We start from the raw sequence: 15,883 nt of genomic DNA on the forward strand, positions 1-15,883 counted from the left end.
ATGAGCCTGAATATTTTTGTCGCTGGTCACAATGGTATGGTGGGATCAGCAATCATTCGTCAGTTAGAAAAAGACAAAAACAATCGCATTATCACTGCAGAACGTCGTGATTTAGATTTAACCAATCAGCAAGCAGTTAATCATTTTTTTCAATCTCATCAGATTGACCAAGTCTATCTCGCTGCTGCAAAAGTGGGGGGTATTCATGCCAATAATGAATATCCTGCTGAGTTTATTTATCAAAACATGATGATTGAAGCCAACATTATCCATGCTGCTCATCAGAATGATATTCAAAAGTTATTGTTTTTAGGCTCATCATGCATTTATCCCAAAAATGCAGAACAGCCTATGAAGGAAGAGGCTTTACTCACTGGTATTTTAGAGAGCACCAACGAGTCTTATGCTATTGCAAAAATTGCCGGTATTAAGTTGTGTGAAAGCTATAACCGACAATATGGACGAGATTATCGAAGCGTCATGCCTACAAATCTCTATGGTGAAAATGACAACTTCCACCCTGACAATTCTCATGTAATACCTGGGTTAATTCGACGTATCCACGAAGCAAAAGTGAACGGCGATAAACAGGTTATTGCTTGGGGAAGTGGAAAACCGATGCGTGAATTTTTACATGTTGATGATATGGCCGAAGCATCAGTATTTGTTATGAATTTGGATATCAGTAAGTATCAACGGCACACTCATCCAATGCTTTCACATATAAATGTCGGAACAGGAGTTGACTGTACTATTCGGGAGTTGGTTGAGACGGTTGCGGAAGTCATAGGGTATCAAGGCGAGATTGTCTTTGATGTTACAAAACCTGATGGAACTATGCGAAAACTGATGGATGTCACAACAATTAACTCTCTTGGTTGGAAAGCAGGTATTTCGTTAGTTGATGGACTTGTTCGTACATACAGCTGGTTTACAGAAAATTTAAATAACTCAAGAACGTAGTGACATCTTCAAGTGATAGATAAGCTGAAAGTGTTTACTAACCACCGAGGACTTAGGCGTTATTTAGAAAACACGACATGGCTAATGGCTGAAAGGCTATTAAGAGTTGTGATAGGTTTGTTTGTTGGGATTTGGGTTGCGAGATATTTAGGTCCTGCACAATTCGGTTTGTACAACTACGCACAAAGTTTTGTTTTTTTGTTCAGTGTTATTTCAACTTTAGGCTTGGATGGAGTTGTTGTACGTGAATTGGTAAATGATGATACTAAGAGGAACATTTTATTAGGAACTGCATTTGGCTTAAAACTAATCGGTGCAATTTTAATTTTCCCTATCTTAGCTGGCATATTCATTTTTATTGAACATGATTTATATACAAAACTCATAATTTTCATAATAGCGGGCTCACTAATATTCCAAAGTTTTAATGTAATTGATTATTACTATCAATCAAAAGTTCAGTCAAAATATGTAGCAATTGCAAACTCTATAAGCTTAGGGGTATCAAGCTTGACTAAAGTTGTGCTTATTTTAAATAACGCTCCATTGATTTCATTTGTATGGGTAATTGTCTTTGATACCGCGGTTCTTTGTTTGGGTTTATTGGTGAGCTACCGCTATGTCAGTGAGTTAAATCCAAGAGAGTGGTATTTTGATAGAGTAATGGCGAAAAGTCTTATAAAAAGCTCTCTACCATTAGCTTTCTCTGGTTTAGTTGCTTCTATTTATATGAAAATAGATCAGGTAATGATTAAAAACATAATGGGCGACGAGGCTGTTGGAGTCTATGCGGCGGCAGTTCGACTGAGTGAAGCTTTTTATTTTATTCCAATGATTATTGCAAATTCTCTATTTCCTGCAGTTCTCAATGCGAAGAAAGTTAGTCTAGATTTATACTACACACGACTACAGAGGTTATACACATTTATTGTCTGGAGTGCCGTTATAATCTCGGCCTTTATGACTTATACAAGTGACTGGTTGATAACCATTTTGTTTGGAGAAGAGTACATGGCTGCGACGGATGTACTAAAAATACACATTTGGGCGAGTGTTTTTGTTTATTTAGGTGTGGTCAGTGGTAGTTGGTATCTTTCTGAAAATTTACAAAGCTTAGCTTTCTTAAGAACATTTTATGGGATGTTAATCAACATTATACTTAATTTCTCACTGGTTCCCGTATATGGAATAGGGGGAGCAGCCTTTGCAACTCTGATCAGTTATGCCGTAGCTGGTTTTTTCTTCGACTTTTTTACAAAAAAAACTCGTGTGACGTTTTACATGAAGTTAAAAGCATTCTTTTTTAAGGTTAATTTATGATAATAAAATTGTTTAAATGGATTTTGCCTGATGCTCTTAAGAAGCAGCTAACCAACTTTCGGATACTTGCTTCTGAATACGGCCAGTTCAAAACAATCAAAAATTGGGATTGTGTGGATTCCACTGATGAAAAAATCCCATGGTACACATATCCGTCAATTGAGTATCTTAGAAATTTAGACTTTTCAGGTAAAAAAATATTAGAGTTTGGTAGCGGTAACTCCTCGTCTTTTTGGGCTTCAAGAGCGAGACAAGTTACATCTATTGAACATGATGAAGAATGGTATCTGAAGACAAAGAAAAAAATTATGGGCAACCAAAAAATAATATACAGAAATAAAGAAACATACACAGACATACCGTCAGGAAGTTATGATGTAGTTATTATTGATGGGATTGAACGTGAAGCATGTGCAAAAAAGATTAGTTCTTTTTTAAATAAAGAAACAAATCAAGGGGTGATGGTAATTTTAGATAACTCCGATTGGTATAAGAATACAGCAAAATATTTGAGGGACGAAATGAACTTTATAGAAATAGATTTTCATGGGTTCGGTCCAATAAATAACTATACATGGACGACTTCTATCTTTTTATCACGAGACTTTAATTTCCAACCAGTAGCCAATGTCCAGCCTGTTTTCTCTATGTCAGCAAGTATACAGCATGCAGATTAAGATTCTGAAGAAGTTCACCCTCGATTGTCTGATTAATTTTTTTTCCAAAATATGGTACGGGTACTATTCAACTCTTTCCTTCTCACAAGAAGGAGAAGATATGATCTTGCGTCGTATTTTTGATGGCAAAAAAAAGGGGGTTTATGTGGATGTAGGTGCACATCACCCTAAAAGGTTTTCAAATACTTATTCTTTATATAGAGAATTCGGGTGGAATGGTATCAATATTGAGCCGAACCCAGACTTGTTTAATTTATTTAATAGTTTAAGAAGAAGAGATATCAACTTAAATATTGGTATTTCATGTCAATCAAAAAAACTGGATTATTACATGTTTGATGAGCCAGCCTTAAATACATTTGATGTTAATGTTTTGAATGACCGATTAGCACAAACACGATACAAACATATTAAAACAATAAGTGTTGAGGTTGAGCCTTTATCAGATATATTTGATAAATACCTTAATGGGCAGCGAATAGATTTTTTATCGATAGATGTCGAAGGTTTTGATTTAGATGTGCTTAAGTCGAATGATTGGGAAAAATATCGCCCAAGCTGGGTATTAACTGAACAACTCAATTTAAGCAATATCGAAAGCTTAGATTTTGAGATACATGAATATATGAAGTCTATCAATTATGTTTTGTTTGCAAAAACATTTAATACTTTGTTTTACAAAGAGGCTAGGAAGTGACCTTAGCACCGATAGTTCTATTTGTGTATAACCGTCCGTGGCATACTCAGCAAACAATTGAAGCACTTCAAAAAAATAGTCTTGCTACAGATAGTGAGCTTTTTATATACAGTGATGCTCCAAAAAATGATAGCGCAATACCTCTAGTCAAGGCTGTAAGAGAATATATAAAATCAATCAAAGGATTTAAAAACGTATCGATCATAGAGCGTCGAACTAACTATGGCTTGGCGAGTTCAATAATTGATGGTGTTACGAGAATTACTAATGAGTTTGGAAAGGTAATCGTTCTAGAGGATGATCTTGTAACCAGTCCACATTTTCTTAACTACATGAATGATGGGTTGTCATTGTATGAAAATGATGAGAATGTAGCTTCCATACATGGATATATCTATCCAATCGATAAACTTCCAGAGACTTTTTTTATTAAAGGTGCTGATTGCTGGGGCTGGGCTACATGGAAACGAGCCTGGAATATTTTTGAGCCAGATGGAAAAGTTTTGTTGGAAAAGTTAACGTCTAGTGGACTGCAAAACGAGGCTGATTTCAATGGTAGTTATCAATATACGAAAATGCTTGAAGACCAAATTGAGGGCAAAAATAATTCTTGGGCTATAAGATGGTACATGTCAACTTTTCTAGAAAATATGTTAACTCTATATCCAGGAAAATCATACGTTCAAAACATTGGTAATGATGGCAGTGGTACGCACTGTTCACAAAGTGACTTTTTCTCTCAGGAGATTGGGTATCATTACAAAAAACTAACCAGAATAAAACTACATGAAAACACAATCGCGAAACAAAAAATGCAGTGTTTTTTTAAATCAACATCACTTAACCTTCTTAGAAGACTATTAAAAAAACTCAAACGAGTACTGAATTGAAAAGCTTGTTAAAGTCATTGATACCACCGATTTTTTTTACTTTCCTGAATAAGTTCAGAGGTCGGAAATATGGTTGGAAAGGAAATTATTCTTCTTGGGAGGAGGTATGTTGTCACTCGACAGGATACGATCAAGATGACATTTTGAATAAAGTTAAAGAATCAGCTCTGAAAGTTAAAAGTGGTGAAGCCGCATATGAGCGAGATAGTGTAGTTTTTGATGAAGTATGTTACTCATGGCCATTATTAAGTGGAATATTACTTTCTTCTGTGAGTTCAGGTTCTATCCGAGTGCTTGATTTCGGTGGTGGGTTAGGTAGTAGTTATTATCAAAATAAAAAGTTCCTTGAACTGTTTGATAAAGTTTCATGGAATATCATTGAGCAACCTAATTTTGTAAACATTGGCAAGCAATACTTTTCCGATGACTGCCTTAGATTTTATCCTGATTTAGACAGTTGTCTTGATGAACAGCAACCCAATGTATTATTGCTATCTAGTGTCATGCAATATATTGAAAAGCCATATGAATTAATGGAGCAATTATTGAAAAGAAGGTTTGATTATATCGTCGTAGACAGAACCCCATTTTCTCATGATGATAAAGATCAGTTAAAGCTTCAAGTTGTCTCTCCGGTAATTTACAGTGCTAGCTACCCATGTTGGTTTTTTAGTGAGACTTCATTTGTCGAACACTATCTTAAAAATGGATATAAATTGATAGAGTCTTTCACTAGTTTAGAAGTTAATAGTCGTGATTGTATGTTTAAAGGAATGATCTTCAAACGTGATTAATCAACTTAAGGCTTTATATATTAGGGAACAGTTCAACCCTGGTTTTATCGGTTTATTTATTAATCCGTTTTATTTTGCAAGAAAAGGCCTCTTTAATAGTGTAGCGAATAAGGTCGTTCACCTTGATGGCAAATTATTAGATATTGGCTGTGGTACAAAACCATATCGATCGCTCTGTGAAGTTGAGCAGTATATTGGCTTAGAAATTGATGATGAAGGAAACAGGAATCATCAGTTTGCTGATTCATTCTATGATGGTAAAACTATTCCCTTCGGAAATAACTATTTTGATAGTATCTTGACTAATCAAGTTTTTGAGCATGTCTTTAATCCTGATGAGTTTCTAAAGGAAATAAATCGCGTCACAAAGATTAATGGACTATTGCTTTTAACAGTACCTTTTGCTTGGGATGAGCATGAACAGCCGTATGATTATGCTAGATATTCTTCTTTTGGTTTGAAGCATATTCTTGAAAAGAATGGTTTTGAGATTATCGAAGCTGAGAAGACTAACAATGGTATCGAGGTTGTTTTTCAACTTTTAAGTGCTTATTTATTCAAAGTAACTAATACATCCAATTTATGGATAAACTTATTTCTTAGCATACTATTAACCGCACCAGTCAATACAATAGGACTTCTTCTCGGTAAAATACTACCTAAAAATGATGACTTATATTTGGATAATGTTGTCTTAGCAAAGAAAACCCAAAATGTATAACTACTGTACACTTTTTGATAGTAATTACTTAACTCGTGGCTTAGCGATGTATGAATCCTTAAAGCTACAAACAACAGCTTTTCATCTATATATTTTTGCATTCGATAATAAAGCTTATGACCTACTAATAAAACTTAATCTCGAGTTTGTTACTGTTATCTCTCTCGAACAGTTCGAAGACGAGAAGCTTTTAGCTATCAAGCATACACGTGGAGCAGGGGAATATTGCTGGACTTGTACACCGTCGACAATTAAATATTGTATTGAAAAGTTTAAGCTGCATGAATGCACCTACCTAGATGCAGATCTGTATTTTTTTGGAGACCCAGCAATCTTAATTGAAGAAATGGGCGATAAATCTATTTTGCTCACAGAACATCGTTATACTCCAGCGTATGATCAAAGCAGTACCAGTGGTATATATTGTGTACAGTTTATGACTTTTAAAAACACTTCCGATGGTATGAAAGCATTGAATTGGTGGCGTAATGCATGTATTGATTGGTGTTTCGCTCATTTTGAAGATGGCAAGTTTGGAGATCAAAAATATTTAGATGACTGGACTGACCGGTTTGAGGGGGTGCATGTACTCCAGCATTTAGGTGGGGGAGTAGCTCCTTGGAATGTTCAGCAATACGACTTATCTAGTTCTCAATTTAAATTGATTTTTTACCATTTCCATAATTTCAAATTTATTACTAAAGACAAAGTCGAGTTAGGTCTTTATTTTTTAAATAAAAAAAATATATCTCTTCTCTATAAACCTTATGTAATCCACTTACAGCAAATAAGCCAGATGATACAGTCTCTCGATAGATCAGGTTGTTATAGTGGTATTTCAGGAAAGATACCTTTTCATTGGAAAGAGCCAATTAGAGTTCTGAAAAGAAAAATGAAGGGAATATACAACGTCTATGATACCGATTTTATAACAAAGGAATAGAATGGCATATTTGATTGATTTACCAACGTTTGGTGATGAAAGAGGCAAACTGACAATCATAGAAAAGGTGCTCCCTTTTGAAATTAAACGGTTTTATTATGTTTATGATGTCAGAGGTAAAAGAGGTGGACATCGACATCACAAGACGGTCCAAGCTTTAGTTTCACTCGGAGGAAGTTGTGAAATATATATTAATAATGGTATTGAAGAACAAACGTTTATTCTAGATGAATCTGACAAGTGTTTGATTGTTGAACCTCAGGATTGGCACACGATGGATAACTTTACGCCAGGTTCAACATTATTAGTATTTGCCTCAGAGTATTACGATGTAAATGACTATATTGATGCGCCATACTGATGATTGAATATGAAAACTTAAGAAAGGTTAATGAGAAATTATTTGGAGATTACATAGAAAGTTTCCAAAATTTTCTAGAGAGTGGCTGGTATATATTAGGTAAAAATGTGTCTCTATTCGAAGATGCATTTGCTGATTATTGTCGTTCTGAATATTGTGTTGGTCTAGCATCAGGCTTAGATGCACTTATTCTAGCTATTGATGCATTTGACTTCCCTGAAGGCAGTGAGATTATTGTTCCTTCAAATACATATATTGCGACAATTCTTTCTATTGTTCGTAATGGGTTTAAACCTGTTTTAATTGAACCAGATATTAATACTTATAATATCGACCCGACTAAAATAGAAGAGAAAATTACCGATAAGACTAGAGCAATACTTGTCGTGCACTTATATGGTAAAGCCTGTGATATGGATTCAATATCTGCTTTATCAACAAAATATGATTTAAAAATTATTGAAGACTGTGCACAGGCGCATGGGGCAACTTATAAAGGCCAAAAAGTGGGAAGTTTTGGGGTCGGTTGCTTTAGTTTCTATCCGACTAAAAATCTTGGTGCATTAGGGGATGCCGGTGCTATCACATGTTCCGATAAAGACTATCAAGAACGTATTCAAGCTTTGAGAAATTATGGTAGTCAGGAAAAGTATTATAACGATGTTATTGGCTATAACTCCAGGTTAGACGAAATTCAAGCAGCTTTTTTATCTATAAAATTAAACGTCTTGGACAATATCAATAATCACAAACGTTCGTTAGCAAAGCTTTATTTTGATAACCTAAGTGACAAGTTTATCATGCCTGTTGTTGATGAAGATTATTTCGATGTTTATCACATATTTAATGTTAGAACTGAACGACGTGATGAGTTGAAAGAATATCTATTGAAGAACAACATTAAAACTGAAGTTCATTACCCTGTTCCTCCTGTTAAACAAAAAGCGATGAAGAATGTTCTGCATGGGAACTATCCAATCAGTGACGAAATTCATCAAACGACTCTCAGTCTGCCCATCTCATATTTTCATTCCCAGGATGACGTTTATGAAGTAATTGATGTTATGAATAAATGGCAGACCTAGTTTTTAATGATGATTTAAGTCATCTTTATCATTAATTAAGGTCAGGTATTAAAGAAAAGCTTGATTGAATGAGTTAGTTAAAATAAAAAATGAAAAAAAATAATGAAGAGTTGAAAATAAGTGTCATTTGCCCAATTTTTAATGCAGATAATTATATCTGTCATACCATCAACTCTATTATCAATCAGACCTATCAAAATTTTGAAATCATTATCATAGACGGTGGTTCATCAGATAGTACGCTATCTCTTTTAGAAGGTTATAAAAACAATATAAAGTCGCTTATCTCAGAGCCTGATAATGGGATGTATGATGCGCTAGTTAAAGGTTTTAAGTTAGCGACAGGCGATATCATGTGCTATTTAAATGCTGGAGACTTCTTATACCCTCATGCATTTGAGGCTGTAGCTGATATATTTACGGAACATGATATTTCTTGGATAACCGGATATCGCTCTGTTTGTAATGAAAAAAATATCATTACACATGTAGATTTACCTTTTAGATATACTTCCTCATTAATCAGGGTTGGAGCATACGGCAAAACTTTGCCATATATTCAACAAGAATCAACTTTTTGGCGTAAGAGTATACTTGACACTGTTGACCTGGAGTATTTGAGACAATTAAAGCTTGCGGGGGACTATTATCTTTGGTGGTCATTTAGTAATGAGCATCAGCTGGAAGTAATATCGTCTCCTATCGGCGTATTTAAAAAGCATTCGGGCCAACTCTCTGAAAATTTATCTCAATATAACCGCGAGATTTCTGATTTTGCTGAGCGTAAGAATGTTTTTCATTGGATTCAAGAGGCTTTTGAAATAATTTTCTGGGCACTGCATCCTAAATTAAGAGCTATGTTTTTCAAGTCAGTGTTAGAGTTTGAGCATCAACGAAACGTTTGGAAGAAGACATAAATAGTGAAAATTTCCATCATCACTGTGTGTTTTAATAGTGCTAAAACTATTAATGACACAATTCAATCTGTTGCTTTGCAAGACTACCCGAATATTGAACATATTATTGTGGATGGCGGTTCTCAAGATGGTACACGTGAGATTATTGCTTCATCAGACTCTGTTTCAAAATACATCTTTGAACCTGATGATGGTATCTATGATGCAATGAATAAGGGAGTAAAAACCGCTTCAGGCGACATTGTCGGTATTCTCAATGCCGATGATTTTTATGCAAATGAAAACGTACTGAGTAATGTTGCTGCTGCTTTTTCAGACCCTTTAATTGATATTGTGTATGGTGATCTTGTTTATGTTGATAAAGAAAATACGGATAGGATCATAAGATACTGGAAGTCACGATGCTTTGTCCCAGGTCTTTTTCAACGCGGCTGGATGCCTGCACATCCTACTTTTTTTGTCAGAAAACACTATTTTGATGAACTTGGGTATTACGATACTGAATTTAAAATTCAGTCTGACTTTGAGCTCACCATGCGGTTTCTAGAAATTTACCGTCTTACATCAGTTTACCTTCCTAATATAATGATAAAGATGCGAATAGGTGGAGCGAGTAATAACTCGTTAAGAAATATTATTAAAGGGAATATCGAGTCTTTTAAGGCATGTAAAAAAAATAACCTGAAAATTCCTTTTTATTTCAATTTAATAAAAACAGCATCACGACTCCCTCAATTTTGGCAGCGTCCATGAGACATTTATTGAAGCGTTATGGTTTTTTGGGCTCTATTAGGTTAGTGAGTGCATTAGTCGTAACCAAGATTTTTTATAAACCTGCACGCCTTATACGCTTGCCTTTTTATATTCGCGGACGTTCTGCCGTTAAATGGGGGAAACATTTTACAACGGGTGTTGGGGTCCGAATTGATGCGCTTGGAACAAAACCACATCAGATCGTAATTGGTAATCGAGTGCAACTTAATGACTATGTTCACATTGGTGCTGTTGATCAAGTGGTGATTGGTAATGATGTTTTGATTGCAAGTAAGGTCTTCATTACTGATCATAACCATGGCTGCTACAGTAATGAAGATATTGAATCATCACCAAGTGAGAATCCAACAGACCGGGAACTGTATTCTGCCCCGGTAATTATAGAGGATAAAGTCTGGATTGGAGAGTCTGTGTCAATCATGCCTGGAGTAACAATAGGTCAAGGTGCCGTCATAGGGGCTGGTTCAGTTGTTACTAAGGATGTTGATAAAAATACTATTGTAGTAGGTGTTCCAGCTAAAATAGTCAAAAAATATTGTTTCATTACAAAGCGATGGATCAAAGTAAGGAATCAGGATGAATCTACCAAATAAAAAAGTAGCAGTGCTTTTGGCTACACATAATGGAATAAACTGGATTGAAGAGCAAGTCCATTCAATACTGGAGCAAAGGGATGTTGATGTCAGACTGATCATATCTGATGACGGTTCAACTGATGGGACATATCCCCTTGTAAAGCAACTTGCAAAAACTGATGCAAGAGTGACTCTGTTATCAGATCATTCTGCCGTAAACGGTGCCGGGAAAAATTTTTATCGGCTAATTAGGCAGGCTGATATTTTAGATGCTGATTTTGTAGCTTTTGCTGATCAAGATGACATATGGCTGAGTAATAAACTTGAATACCAGACTCATACATTGATTAAACGAAATGTTGATGCGATATCAGGAAATGTGGTCGCTTTCTGGGATGATGGACAATGTGCTTTTATTAATAAAGCCCAACCTCTCAAGCAATTAGATTATCTATTTGAGTCAGCTGGACCTGGCTGTTCCTTCTGTGTAACTAGAGCCTTGTTTGATGAGCTTCATGACTTTGTTCAGAAACATACAGATGAAAACCTTCCAGATCTTCATGATTGGCTAATTTATGCTTATGCAAGAGCGGCTAATTATCAATGGTATATAGAACAAAGACCACTCTTAAAATATCGACAGCATCTACACAATGTGGTGGGTGTACATAAAGGCTTCCGAGCATCTATAAAGAGATTGGTGACAGTAAAGCAGCGTTGGTATAGAAATCAGGTTCAACTACTTTCATATTTACTTTTAAGCTATTGTCAGGAAAAAAAAACATCTTCATCTCTTATGCAGCGTATGGTTAGATTAAATTTCTCTGACAGGCTTGTACTGGCATTTAATGTCAGTAAGTTCAGGAGGGAACGCTCTCATCAATTAGTATTATCATTAATGCTAATTACATATGTATTCTGATGAAGTTATTTGATTTTATTAGTAAAAACTCATTGTGGAGTTTATTGGGTGGTGTTTTACCCGCATGCGCAGCTGTTATTTGTCTGCCTGTATTAGCTCTTCTACATGGAACTGAGATTTTTTCTTATGTTTCTCTTTTGTGTTCTATTTTTTTGTTCTTAGTTGTGTATGACTTTGGTTTATCGAGAAGCCTTCATCACTTTATACCCTCATTAGAGTCAGAGAAGGATATTAGTGAGTATCTCAAATCAGGGATGTTTATCGGGGGGCTCGTAGGACTCGTAGGAATGGCAACAATTTATTTCTTCTCTGAGCCTTTTATAACTGGTTGGTTAAAACCTGCCGAAAAAATTCAGAATGAGTTGATTAACTCATTCAAGATTGTTGCTCTTGGTCTCATCCCATCAATCTTAATTTCGGTGTATAGGGGAGCTTTAGAGGGAAAAGGTGAATTCAGAGTAGCTAATATTGCAAAAATGGTGTCTGGATGTAGCCTTTTTTTATTTCCCCTTCTTGTATATCCGCTCTCATCTTCGGTTTTTGCAGTAGCTGTTGCCTTGGTGACCTCTCGAATCTTTTCTTTCTATTTTTATTATTTATTATCCAGTAATTATTTACCTTCAATATATAGGGTGGGAGGTGTTAAGAAGTTAAAAAATATAATTAATTATAGTTTTTATGCCGCGATAGCTGGATTTATATCATCAGGTTTTATTTTCTTAGATAGATTCTTTGTCGCAGGATATCTTTCAACGAGTGAATTATCTGTTTATATATTAAGTCAGGACATTATGAGCCGTTACCTTCTTTTACCCTGGTCTCTCGCTATTGTTTTAGTGCCCATTATGGCTAAGCCTGATAAGAGTCGTGAACAAGCGTATGCAGTTACTAACTGGTATAAAAAGGTTAGCTTGCTCAACTTATTTTACCTGTTAGGATTACTGTTGGTTTCTTTCATTATCACCACTGTTTTTGCTACGGAAGTGATTGATAAATCAGTCAGTATTGTCGTTTTTATCCTAGCTATCGGTATTATGGCTGCTGCTTATTCACAGTTGCCTTTAGTCAGTTTATTTGCAAAAGGCAAAGTGAAGTTACTTATGTTCGTGTTTTTGTTTGAAAGTGTACTGTACGTAATTACTGCTCCTTACATCTTTCAATCGTATGGTGTTATTGGTGCTAGTTTTGTCTGGTCTGGCAGACTTACTTTGGAGGCTGTTTTCTTAAGAATTTTATTGAGAAAAACGGCAATGAATCCTGCTCTAGGACAAGCTAATGATGTACCGTAAACATGTTTGGTTGATTTATCCACTGCTGGGATTGACAGCTTTTTTATTATCAATTTCAGCTTCAGTAGATTGGATGCATTACAACTGGCATTATGAACATCGCGTTGCCAATCAAACTTGGTATCAGCTCTTTGATTCTTTTTCTCTCACTAAAGAAATACTTTTCTTTTGGTCAAGCAAGTTGTTAGGTGAACTGATTGGCTTCAAATGGTTTATTTTCTCTCTGACTATGGGGCTGACTACTCTCAAACTTTATTACTATGAGAGACTGAGTGACAAAAAGCCATGGTTAACCATTTTCTTTTATTGCTGTTTCTACCTTTTTTTATTGGAAGGGACGGTTCTTAGAGTTGCTTATGCCACAGCTTTCGTAATAGTGGCAATTTATTTCTTGTTTGATAAGAGGCCATTATTAAGCTTCGGCCTCATTCTCTTATCATCTCAGATTCACCTTACATGTTTAGTTTTCTTGATCATATTTCCAATCTATTACAGTAAATATTTTTTTACTGCATTACTAGTAAGCTTTGTATTATCACCGTTATTTATTTTATTTCATTTTTCATTATTTGACTTAATAGGGAGTGTTGCTGGCTATGTTAACCCTAAATATCAATTCTATTTTGGTGAAAAAATCATTGATACCCAAAACTCAACGGGATTATTTTTTTATTTTTTAGCTGTATTTTATGCATTAAACCTTTTTGTGGTTTATACACTTAGAAACTCTATTTTTTCTGACCCTAAAGCGAGAGTTTTAGTTGGGACAGGACTTATGGGTATTATATTTATGTCAACGATGTATACTCATGTCGCTCCTGCCACGCGGTTAGCGGAGTTGATGATGATTACGCTACCACTCTATTTGACGAGTGTTTTTTTGGAGTGGCAGAAAAATAAATATTATTGGGTATGTTATTCAATAATCATCTTTGCAGTGCTTTACGCTTTAGCAAGGTTTGTTTATCTGTACCCCTCACTAATTCCTTTTCTCAAATAAAACAGTTGTTAGATTAAATAAATGCGAATTTTAATTACGGGTGCAAATGGCTTTATTGGGCAGAATGTACTTGCTTCATGGTCTAAGGAGAAAGAAGTCGAGCTTGTCGCATTACAGCGAACAGCCTCAGATAAATCTATCCCCGAAATTGAATATTGGCTTTATCCAGAAATAAACAGCGAAACTATTTCATCACTGGATTTGAGTTCAATTGATGTGATTATTCATGCCTTGGCTGCTATAGATATTCCGAATAAAAACGAGGATGAGGCAAGAGCCGTATATCAAAAAGTAAACGTGGAGTTAACTCGAGTTTTAGCAAGTCAGGCTGCTATTGCGGGGGTAAAACACTTTATTTTTATAAGTTCAACCAAGGTAAACGGTGAAGAAACGAGTGAAACATTAGAGCCTTTCTGTGAGACTGACGTACCATTACCTGAGGATGAATACGCTCATTCGAAATTAGCCGCTGAAAATCACTTAAAAACTATCTGTCATGCATCCAATATGGCATACACGATAATACGTCCACCTTTGGTTTATGGGCCTGGAGTTAAAGGTAATTTCGAGAAACTGATAAAGCTTGTAGGAAAAGGAGTCCCACTTCCTTTCGCAAAAATGCAAAACTGGCGATCAGTACTTGCAATTGACAATTTGACTGACTTTATATGGACCTGTATTGAAAAGCCAAAAGCAAAAAATGAGACTTTTCTGATTGCTGATAAGGATGATGTGTCTACAACGGGTTTACTCATTGCCATTTCTGAAGCCTACAAGAAGTCGCTAAGGCTTTTTTATATACCAAAAACGCCGTTGCGATGGTTACTGGCATGTATAGGAAAAAAAAACATATATCGAAAGTTATATAGTTGTCTAATAGTCAGAAAAGACAAGGCAAAGGTGTTACTTGGCTGGGAACCGATCTCTGACTTACCTAGCCAATTAAGAAAAATGGTAGAGAGAGAGAAATGATAAGAATTTTAGATGTTTTTTTTGCTTTAACTGGACTGATTATATTCTCTCCTTTACTTGTCATATTGTTGTTTTTGGGAATTTTTGATTCTGGTAGCCCGTTATTTTTTCAGCAAAGGGTCGGAAGACAGAAAACGATTTTCACATTGGTTAAGTTCAGAACTATGCGTAAAAACACCGCTCATGTCGCCACACATTTGGCGGCTGAGTCTTCAGTAACGCATTTCGGGCGGTTCCTCAGAAGGACTAAACTCGATGAACTTCCTCAGCTTTGGAATGTATTAAAAGGCGATATGAGTTTGGTTGGTCCAAGGCCATGCCTGGAAAGTCAGCATGAGTTGATTGAAGCGAGAAACAAACTGAATGTGTTCTCAGTACGCCCTGGTATTACTGGCTTAGCTCAGGTCAATGATATTGATATGTCGACTCCTGAGTTACTTGCTGAAACAGATGCCAAAATGATTGCCTCGTTTTCAGTCAAACAGTATTTCTATTTAATTTTTCTCACTTTGACTGGCAAGGGAGCGGGGGACAGGATCAGGAAGTGAGTTGTGAGCAAGCTCACACAATGCAAAAAGTCTGTTTGATTTTCATTCGTTTTTTCATCTAACCTAAAGCTTCAGTTTCAGGAGAAACTGTTAATGGACTTAGTTTTAACATGGAGTATGGATTATGTTACGAAAATCATTTTTTGCATTGGTCTTATCGTTTTTTCTCAGCACTTCTCTAGCATATGCTGCCGACAAGATTGATCTCAATACAGCGACCTCAGAAGAGTTGCAGATGTTAAATGGTGTTGGACCTTCAACGGCAGATGCCATAATTGAATATCGTGATGCTCACGGAAAATTTAAAACGGTAGATGAGCTGACTAACGTCAAAGGTATTGGTGATAAAAAGTTAGAAAAACTGTCTAATGACCTGACTGTTTCTCAAAATTAAGCTTTCTATTTAAAAAAACGGCATGAAATACATGCCGTTTT

General features: G+C 35.6%; 19 protein-coding genes. All 19 read left to right on the forward strand.

Features of this window, described 5'->3' with window-relative positions; translation table 11 throughout:
* Positions 1-963, forward strand: a complete 963-nt coding sequence (gene fcl, locus B3V56_RS04505) for a GDP-L-fucose synthase (protein ID WP_289284007.1) — start codon at positions 1-3, stop codon at positions 961-963.
* A 30-nt stretch (positions 964-993) separates the two neighbouring features.
* A complete protein-coding gene (locus B3V56_RS04510) occupies positions 994-2,283 on the forward strand; it encodes a flippase (protein ID WP_289281645.1) in 1,290 nt (429 codons plus the stop codon).
* Positions 2,280-2,960, forward strand: a complete 681-nt coding sequence (locus B3V56_RS04515; RefSeq protein WP_289281601.1) for an SAM-dependent methyltransferase — start codon at positions 2,280-2,282, stop codon at positions 2,958-2,960. Before B3V56_RS04510 ends, B3V56_RS04515 begins: the two co-directional genes overlap by 4 nt.
* A 100-nt stretch (positions 2,961-3,060) precedes the next feature.
* Complete coding sequence (locus B3V56_RS04520; protein WP_289281602.1) at positions 3,061-3,657, forward strand: FkbM family methyltransferase; 597 nt, start codon at positions 3,061-3,063, stop codon at positions 3,655-3,657.
* The gene (locus B3V56_RS04525) at positions 3,654-4,547 is read left to right on the forward strand and encodes a glycosyltransferase (protein WP_289281603.1); all 894 of its coding nucleotides are present in this window, start codon (positions 3,654-3,656) and stop codon (positions 4,545-4,547) included. The genes B3V56_RS04520 and B3V56_RS04525 overlap by 4 nt, the downstream gene beginning before the upstream one ends.
* 17 nt (positions 4,548-4,564) lie before the next feature.
* Complete coding sequence (locus B3V56_RS04530) at positions 4,565-5,341, forward strand: TIGR04325 family methyltransferase (RefSeq protein WP_289281646.1); 777 nt, start codon at positions 4,565-4,567, stop codon at positions 5,339-5,341.
* Positions 5,334-6,062 (forward strand): class I SAM-dependent methyltransferase, encoded by a 729-nt coding sequence (locus B3V56_RS04535; RefSeq protein ID WP_289281604.1) that lies wholly within the window; start codon positions 5,334-5,336, stop codon positions 6,060-6,062. The genes B3V56_RS04530 and B3V56_RS04535 overlap by 8 nt, the downstream gene beginning before the upstream one ends.
* The gene (locus B3V56_RS04540) at positions 6,055-7,005 is read left to right on the forward strand and encodes a glycosyl transferase (RefSeq protein ID WP_289281605.1); all 951 of its coding nucleotides are present in this window, start codon (positions 6,055-6,057) and stop codon (positions 7,003-7,005) included. Before B3V56_RS04535 ends, B3V56_RS04540 begins: the two co-directional genes overlap by 8 nt.
* Before the next feature lies 1 nt (position 7,006).
* Complete coding sequence (locus B3V56_RS04545; RefSeq protein WP_289281606.1) at positions 7,007-7,366, forward strand: sugar 3,4-ketoisomerase; 360 nt, start codon at positions 7,007-7,009, stop codon at positions 7,364-7,366.
* Positions 7,366-8,451, forward strand: coding sequence for a DegT/DnrJ/EryC1/StrS family aminotransferase (locus B3V56_RS04550; protein ID WP_289281607.1), 1,086 nt, complete (start codon positions 7,366-7,368; stop codon positions 8,449-8,451). The genes B3V56_RS04545 and B3V56_RS04550 overlap by 1 nt, the downstream gene beginning before the upstream one ends.
* Positions 8,452-8,540: 89 nt before the next feature.
* On the forward strand, positions 8,541-9,368 hold the full coding sequence (locus B3V56_RS04555; protein WP_289281608.1) for a glycosyltransferase: 828 nt from the start codon (positions 8,541-8,543) through the stop codon (positions 9,366-9,368).
* Between the two features lie 3 nt (positions 9,369-9,371).
* The gene (locus B3V56_RS04560; protein WP_289281609.1) at positions 9,372-10,121 is read left to right on the forward strand and encodes a glycosyltransferase family 2 protein; all 750 of its coding nucleotides are present in this window, start codon (positions 9,372-9,374) and stop codon (positions 10,119-10,121) included.
* Positions 10,118-10,735 carry a DapH/DapD/GlmU-related protein gene (locus B3V56_RS04565; RefSeq protein ID WP_289281610.1) on the forward strand — a complete coding sequence of 206 codons (618 nt, stop codon included), beginning with the start codon at positions 10,118-10,120 and terminating at the stop codon, positions 10,733-10,735. Before B3V56_RS04560 ends, B3V56_RS04565 begins: the two co-directional genes overlap by 4 nt.
* Positions 10,719-11,639, forward strand: a complete 921-nt coding sequence (locus B3V56_RS04570) for a glycosyltransferase (protein WP_289281611.1) — start codon at positions 10,719-10,721, stop codon at positions 11,637-11,639. The genes B3V56_RS04565 and B3V56_RS04570 overlap by 17 nt, the downstream gene beginning before the upstream one ends.
* Positions 11,639-12,928, forward strand: a complete 1,290-nt coding sequence (locus B3V56_RS04575; protein WP_289281612.1) for an oligosaccharide flippase family protein — start codon at positions 11,639-11,641, stop codon at positions 12,926-12,928. The genes B3V56_RS04570 and B3V56_RS04575 overlap by 1 nt, the downstream gene beginning before the upstream one ends.
* Positions 12,915-13,928, forward strand: a complete 1,014-nt coding sequence (locus tag B3V56_RS04580) for an EpsG family protein (RefSeq protein WP_289284008.1) — start codon at positions 12,915-12,917, stop codon at positions 13,926-13,928. Before B3V56_RS04575 ends, B3V56_RS04580 begins: the two co-directional genes overlap by 14 nt.
* Positions 13,929-13,949: 21 nt before the next feature.
* Entirely contained in the window at positions 13,950-14,900 is a 951-nt protein-coding gene (locus B3V56_RS04585) for an NAD-dependent epimerase/dehydratase family protein (protein ID WP_289243990.1), read from the forward strand.
* The gene (locus B3V56_RS04590; protein ID WP_289281614.1) at positions 14,897-15,448 is read left to right on the forward strand and encodes a sugar transferase; all 552 of its coding nucleotides are present in this window, start codon (positions 14,897-14,899) and stop codon (positions 15,446-15,448) included. Before B3V56_RS04585 ends, B3V56_RS04590 begins: the two co-directional genes overlap by 4 nt.
* 124 nt (positions 15,449-15,572) lie before the next feature.
* The gene (locus B3V56_RS04595; protein WP_289281615.1) at positions 15,573-15,842 is read left to right on the forward strand and encodes a ComEA family DNA-binding protein; all 270 of its coding nucleotides are present in this window, start codon (positions 15,573-15,575) and stop codon (positions 15,840-15,842) included.
* Positions 15,843-15,883 lie beyond the last annotated feature (41 nt).

Origin of the sequence: Methylophaga sp. UBA2513, from assembly GCF_002341285.1 — a bacterium.
Taxonomy (GTDB): Bacteria; Pseudomonadota; Gammaproteobacteria; order Nitrosococcales; family Methylophagaceae; genus Methylophaga; species Methylophaga marina.

Excerpts from the sequence above, each read along its gene's own strand:
- fcl (WP_289284007.1), top strand. The coding sequence starts at position 1 with ATGAGCCTGAATATTTTTGTCGCTGGTCACAATGGTATGGTGGGATCA.
- B3V56_RS04515 (WP_289281601.1), top strand. The coding sequence starts at position 2,280 with ATGATAATAAAATTGTTTAAATGGATTTTGCCTGATGCTCTTAAGAAG.
- B3V56_RS04520 (WP_289281602.1), top strand. The coding sequence starts at position 3,061 with ATGATCTTGCGTCGTATTTTTGATGGCAAAAAAAAGGGGGTTTATGTG.
- B3V56_RS04540 (WP_289281605.1), top strand. The coding sequence starts at position 6,055 with ATGTATAACTACTGTACACTTTTTGATAGTAATTACTTAACTCGTGGC.
- B3V56_RS04545 (WP_289281606.1), top strand. The coding sequence starts at position 7,007 with ATGGCATATTTGATTGATTTACCAACGTTTGGTGATGAAAGAGGCAAA.
- B3V56_RS04550 (WP_289281607.1), top strand. The coding sequence starts at position 7,366 with ATGATTGAATATGAAAACTTAAGAAAGGTTAATGAGAAATTATTTGGA.
- B3V56_RS04555 (WP_289281608.1), top strand. The coding sequence starts at position 8,541 with ATGAAAAAAAATAATGAAGAGTTGAAAATAAGTGTCATTTGCCCAATT.
- B3V56_RS04565 (WP_289281610.1), top strand. The coding sequence starts at position 10,118 with ATGAGACATTTATTGAAGCGTTATGGTTTTTTGGGCTCTATTAGGTTA.
- B3V56_RS04570 (WP_289281611.1), top strand. The coding sequence starts at position 10,719 with ATGAATCTACCAAATAAAAAAGTAGCAGTGCTTTTGGCTACACATAAT.
- B3V56_RS04575 (WP_289281612.1), top strand. The coding sequence starts at position 11,639 with ATGAAGTTATTTGATTTTATTAGTAAAAACTCATTGTGGAGTTTATTG.
- B3V56_RS04580 (WP_289284008.1), top strand. The coding sequence starts at position 12,915 with ATGATGTACCGTAAACATGTTTGGTTGATTTATCCACTGCTGGGATTG.
- B3V56_RS04585 (WP_289243990.1), top strand. The coding sequence starts at position 13,950 with ATGCGAATTTTAATTACGGGTGCAAATGGCTTTATTGGGCAGAATGTA.
- B3V56_RS04590 (WP_289281614.1), top strand. The coding sequence starts at position 14,897 with ATGATAAGAATTTTAGATGTTTTTTTTGCTTTAACTGGACTGATTATA.
- B3V56_RS04595 (WP_289281615.1), top strand. The coding sequence starts at position 15,573 with ATGTTACGAAAATCATTTTTTGCATTGGTCTTATCGTTTTTTCTCAGC.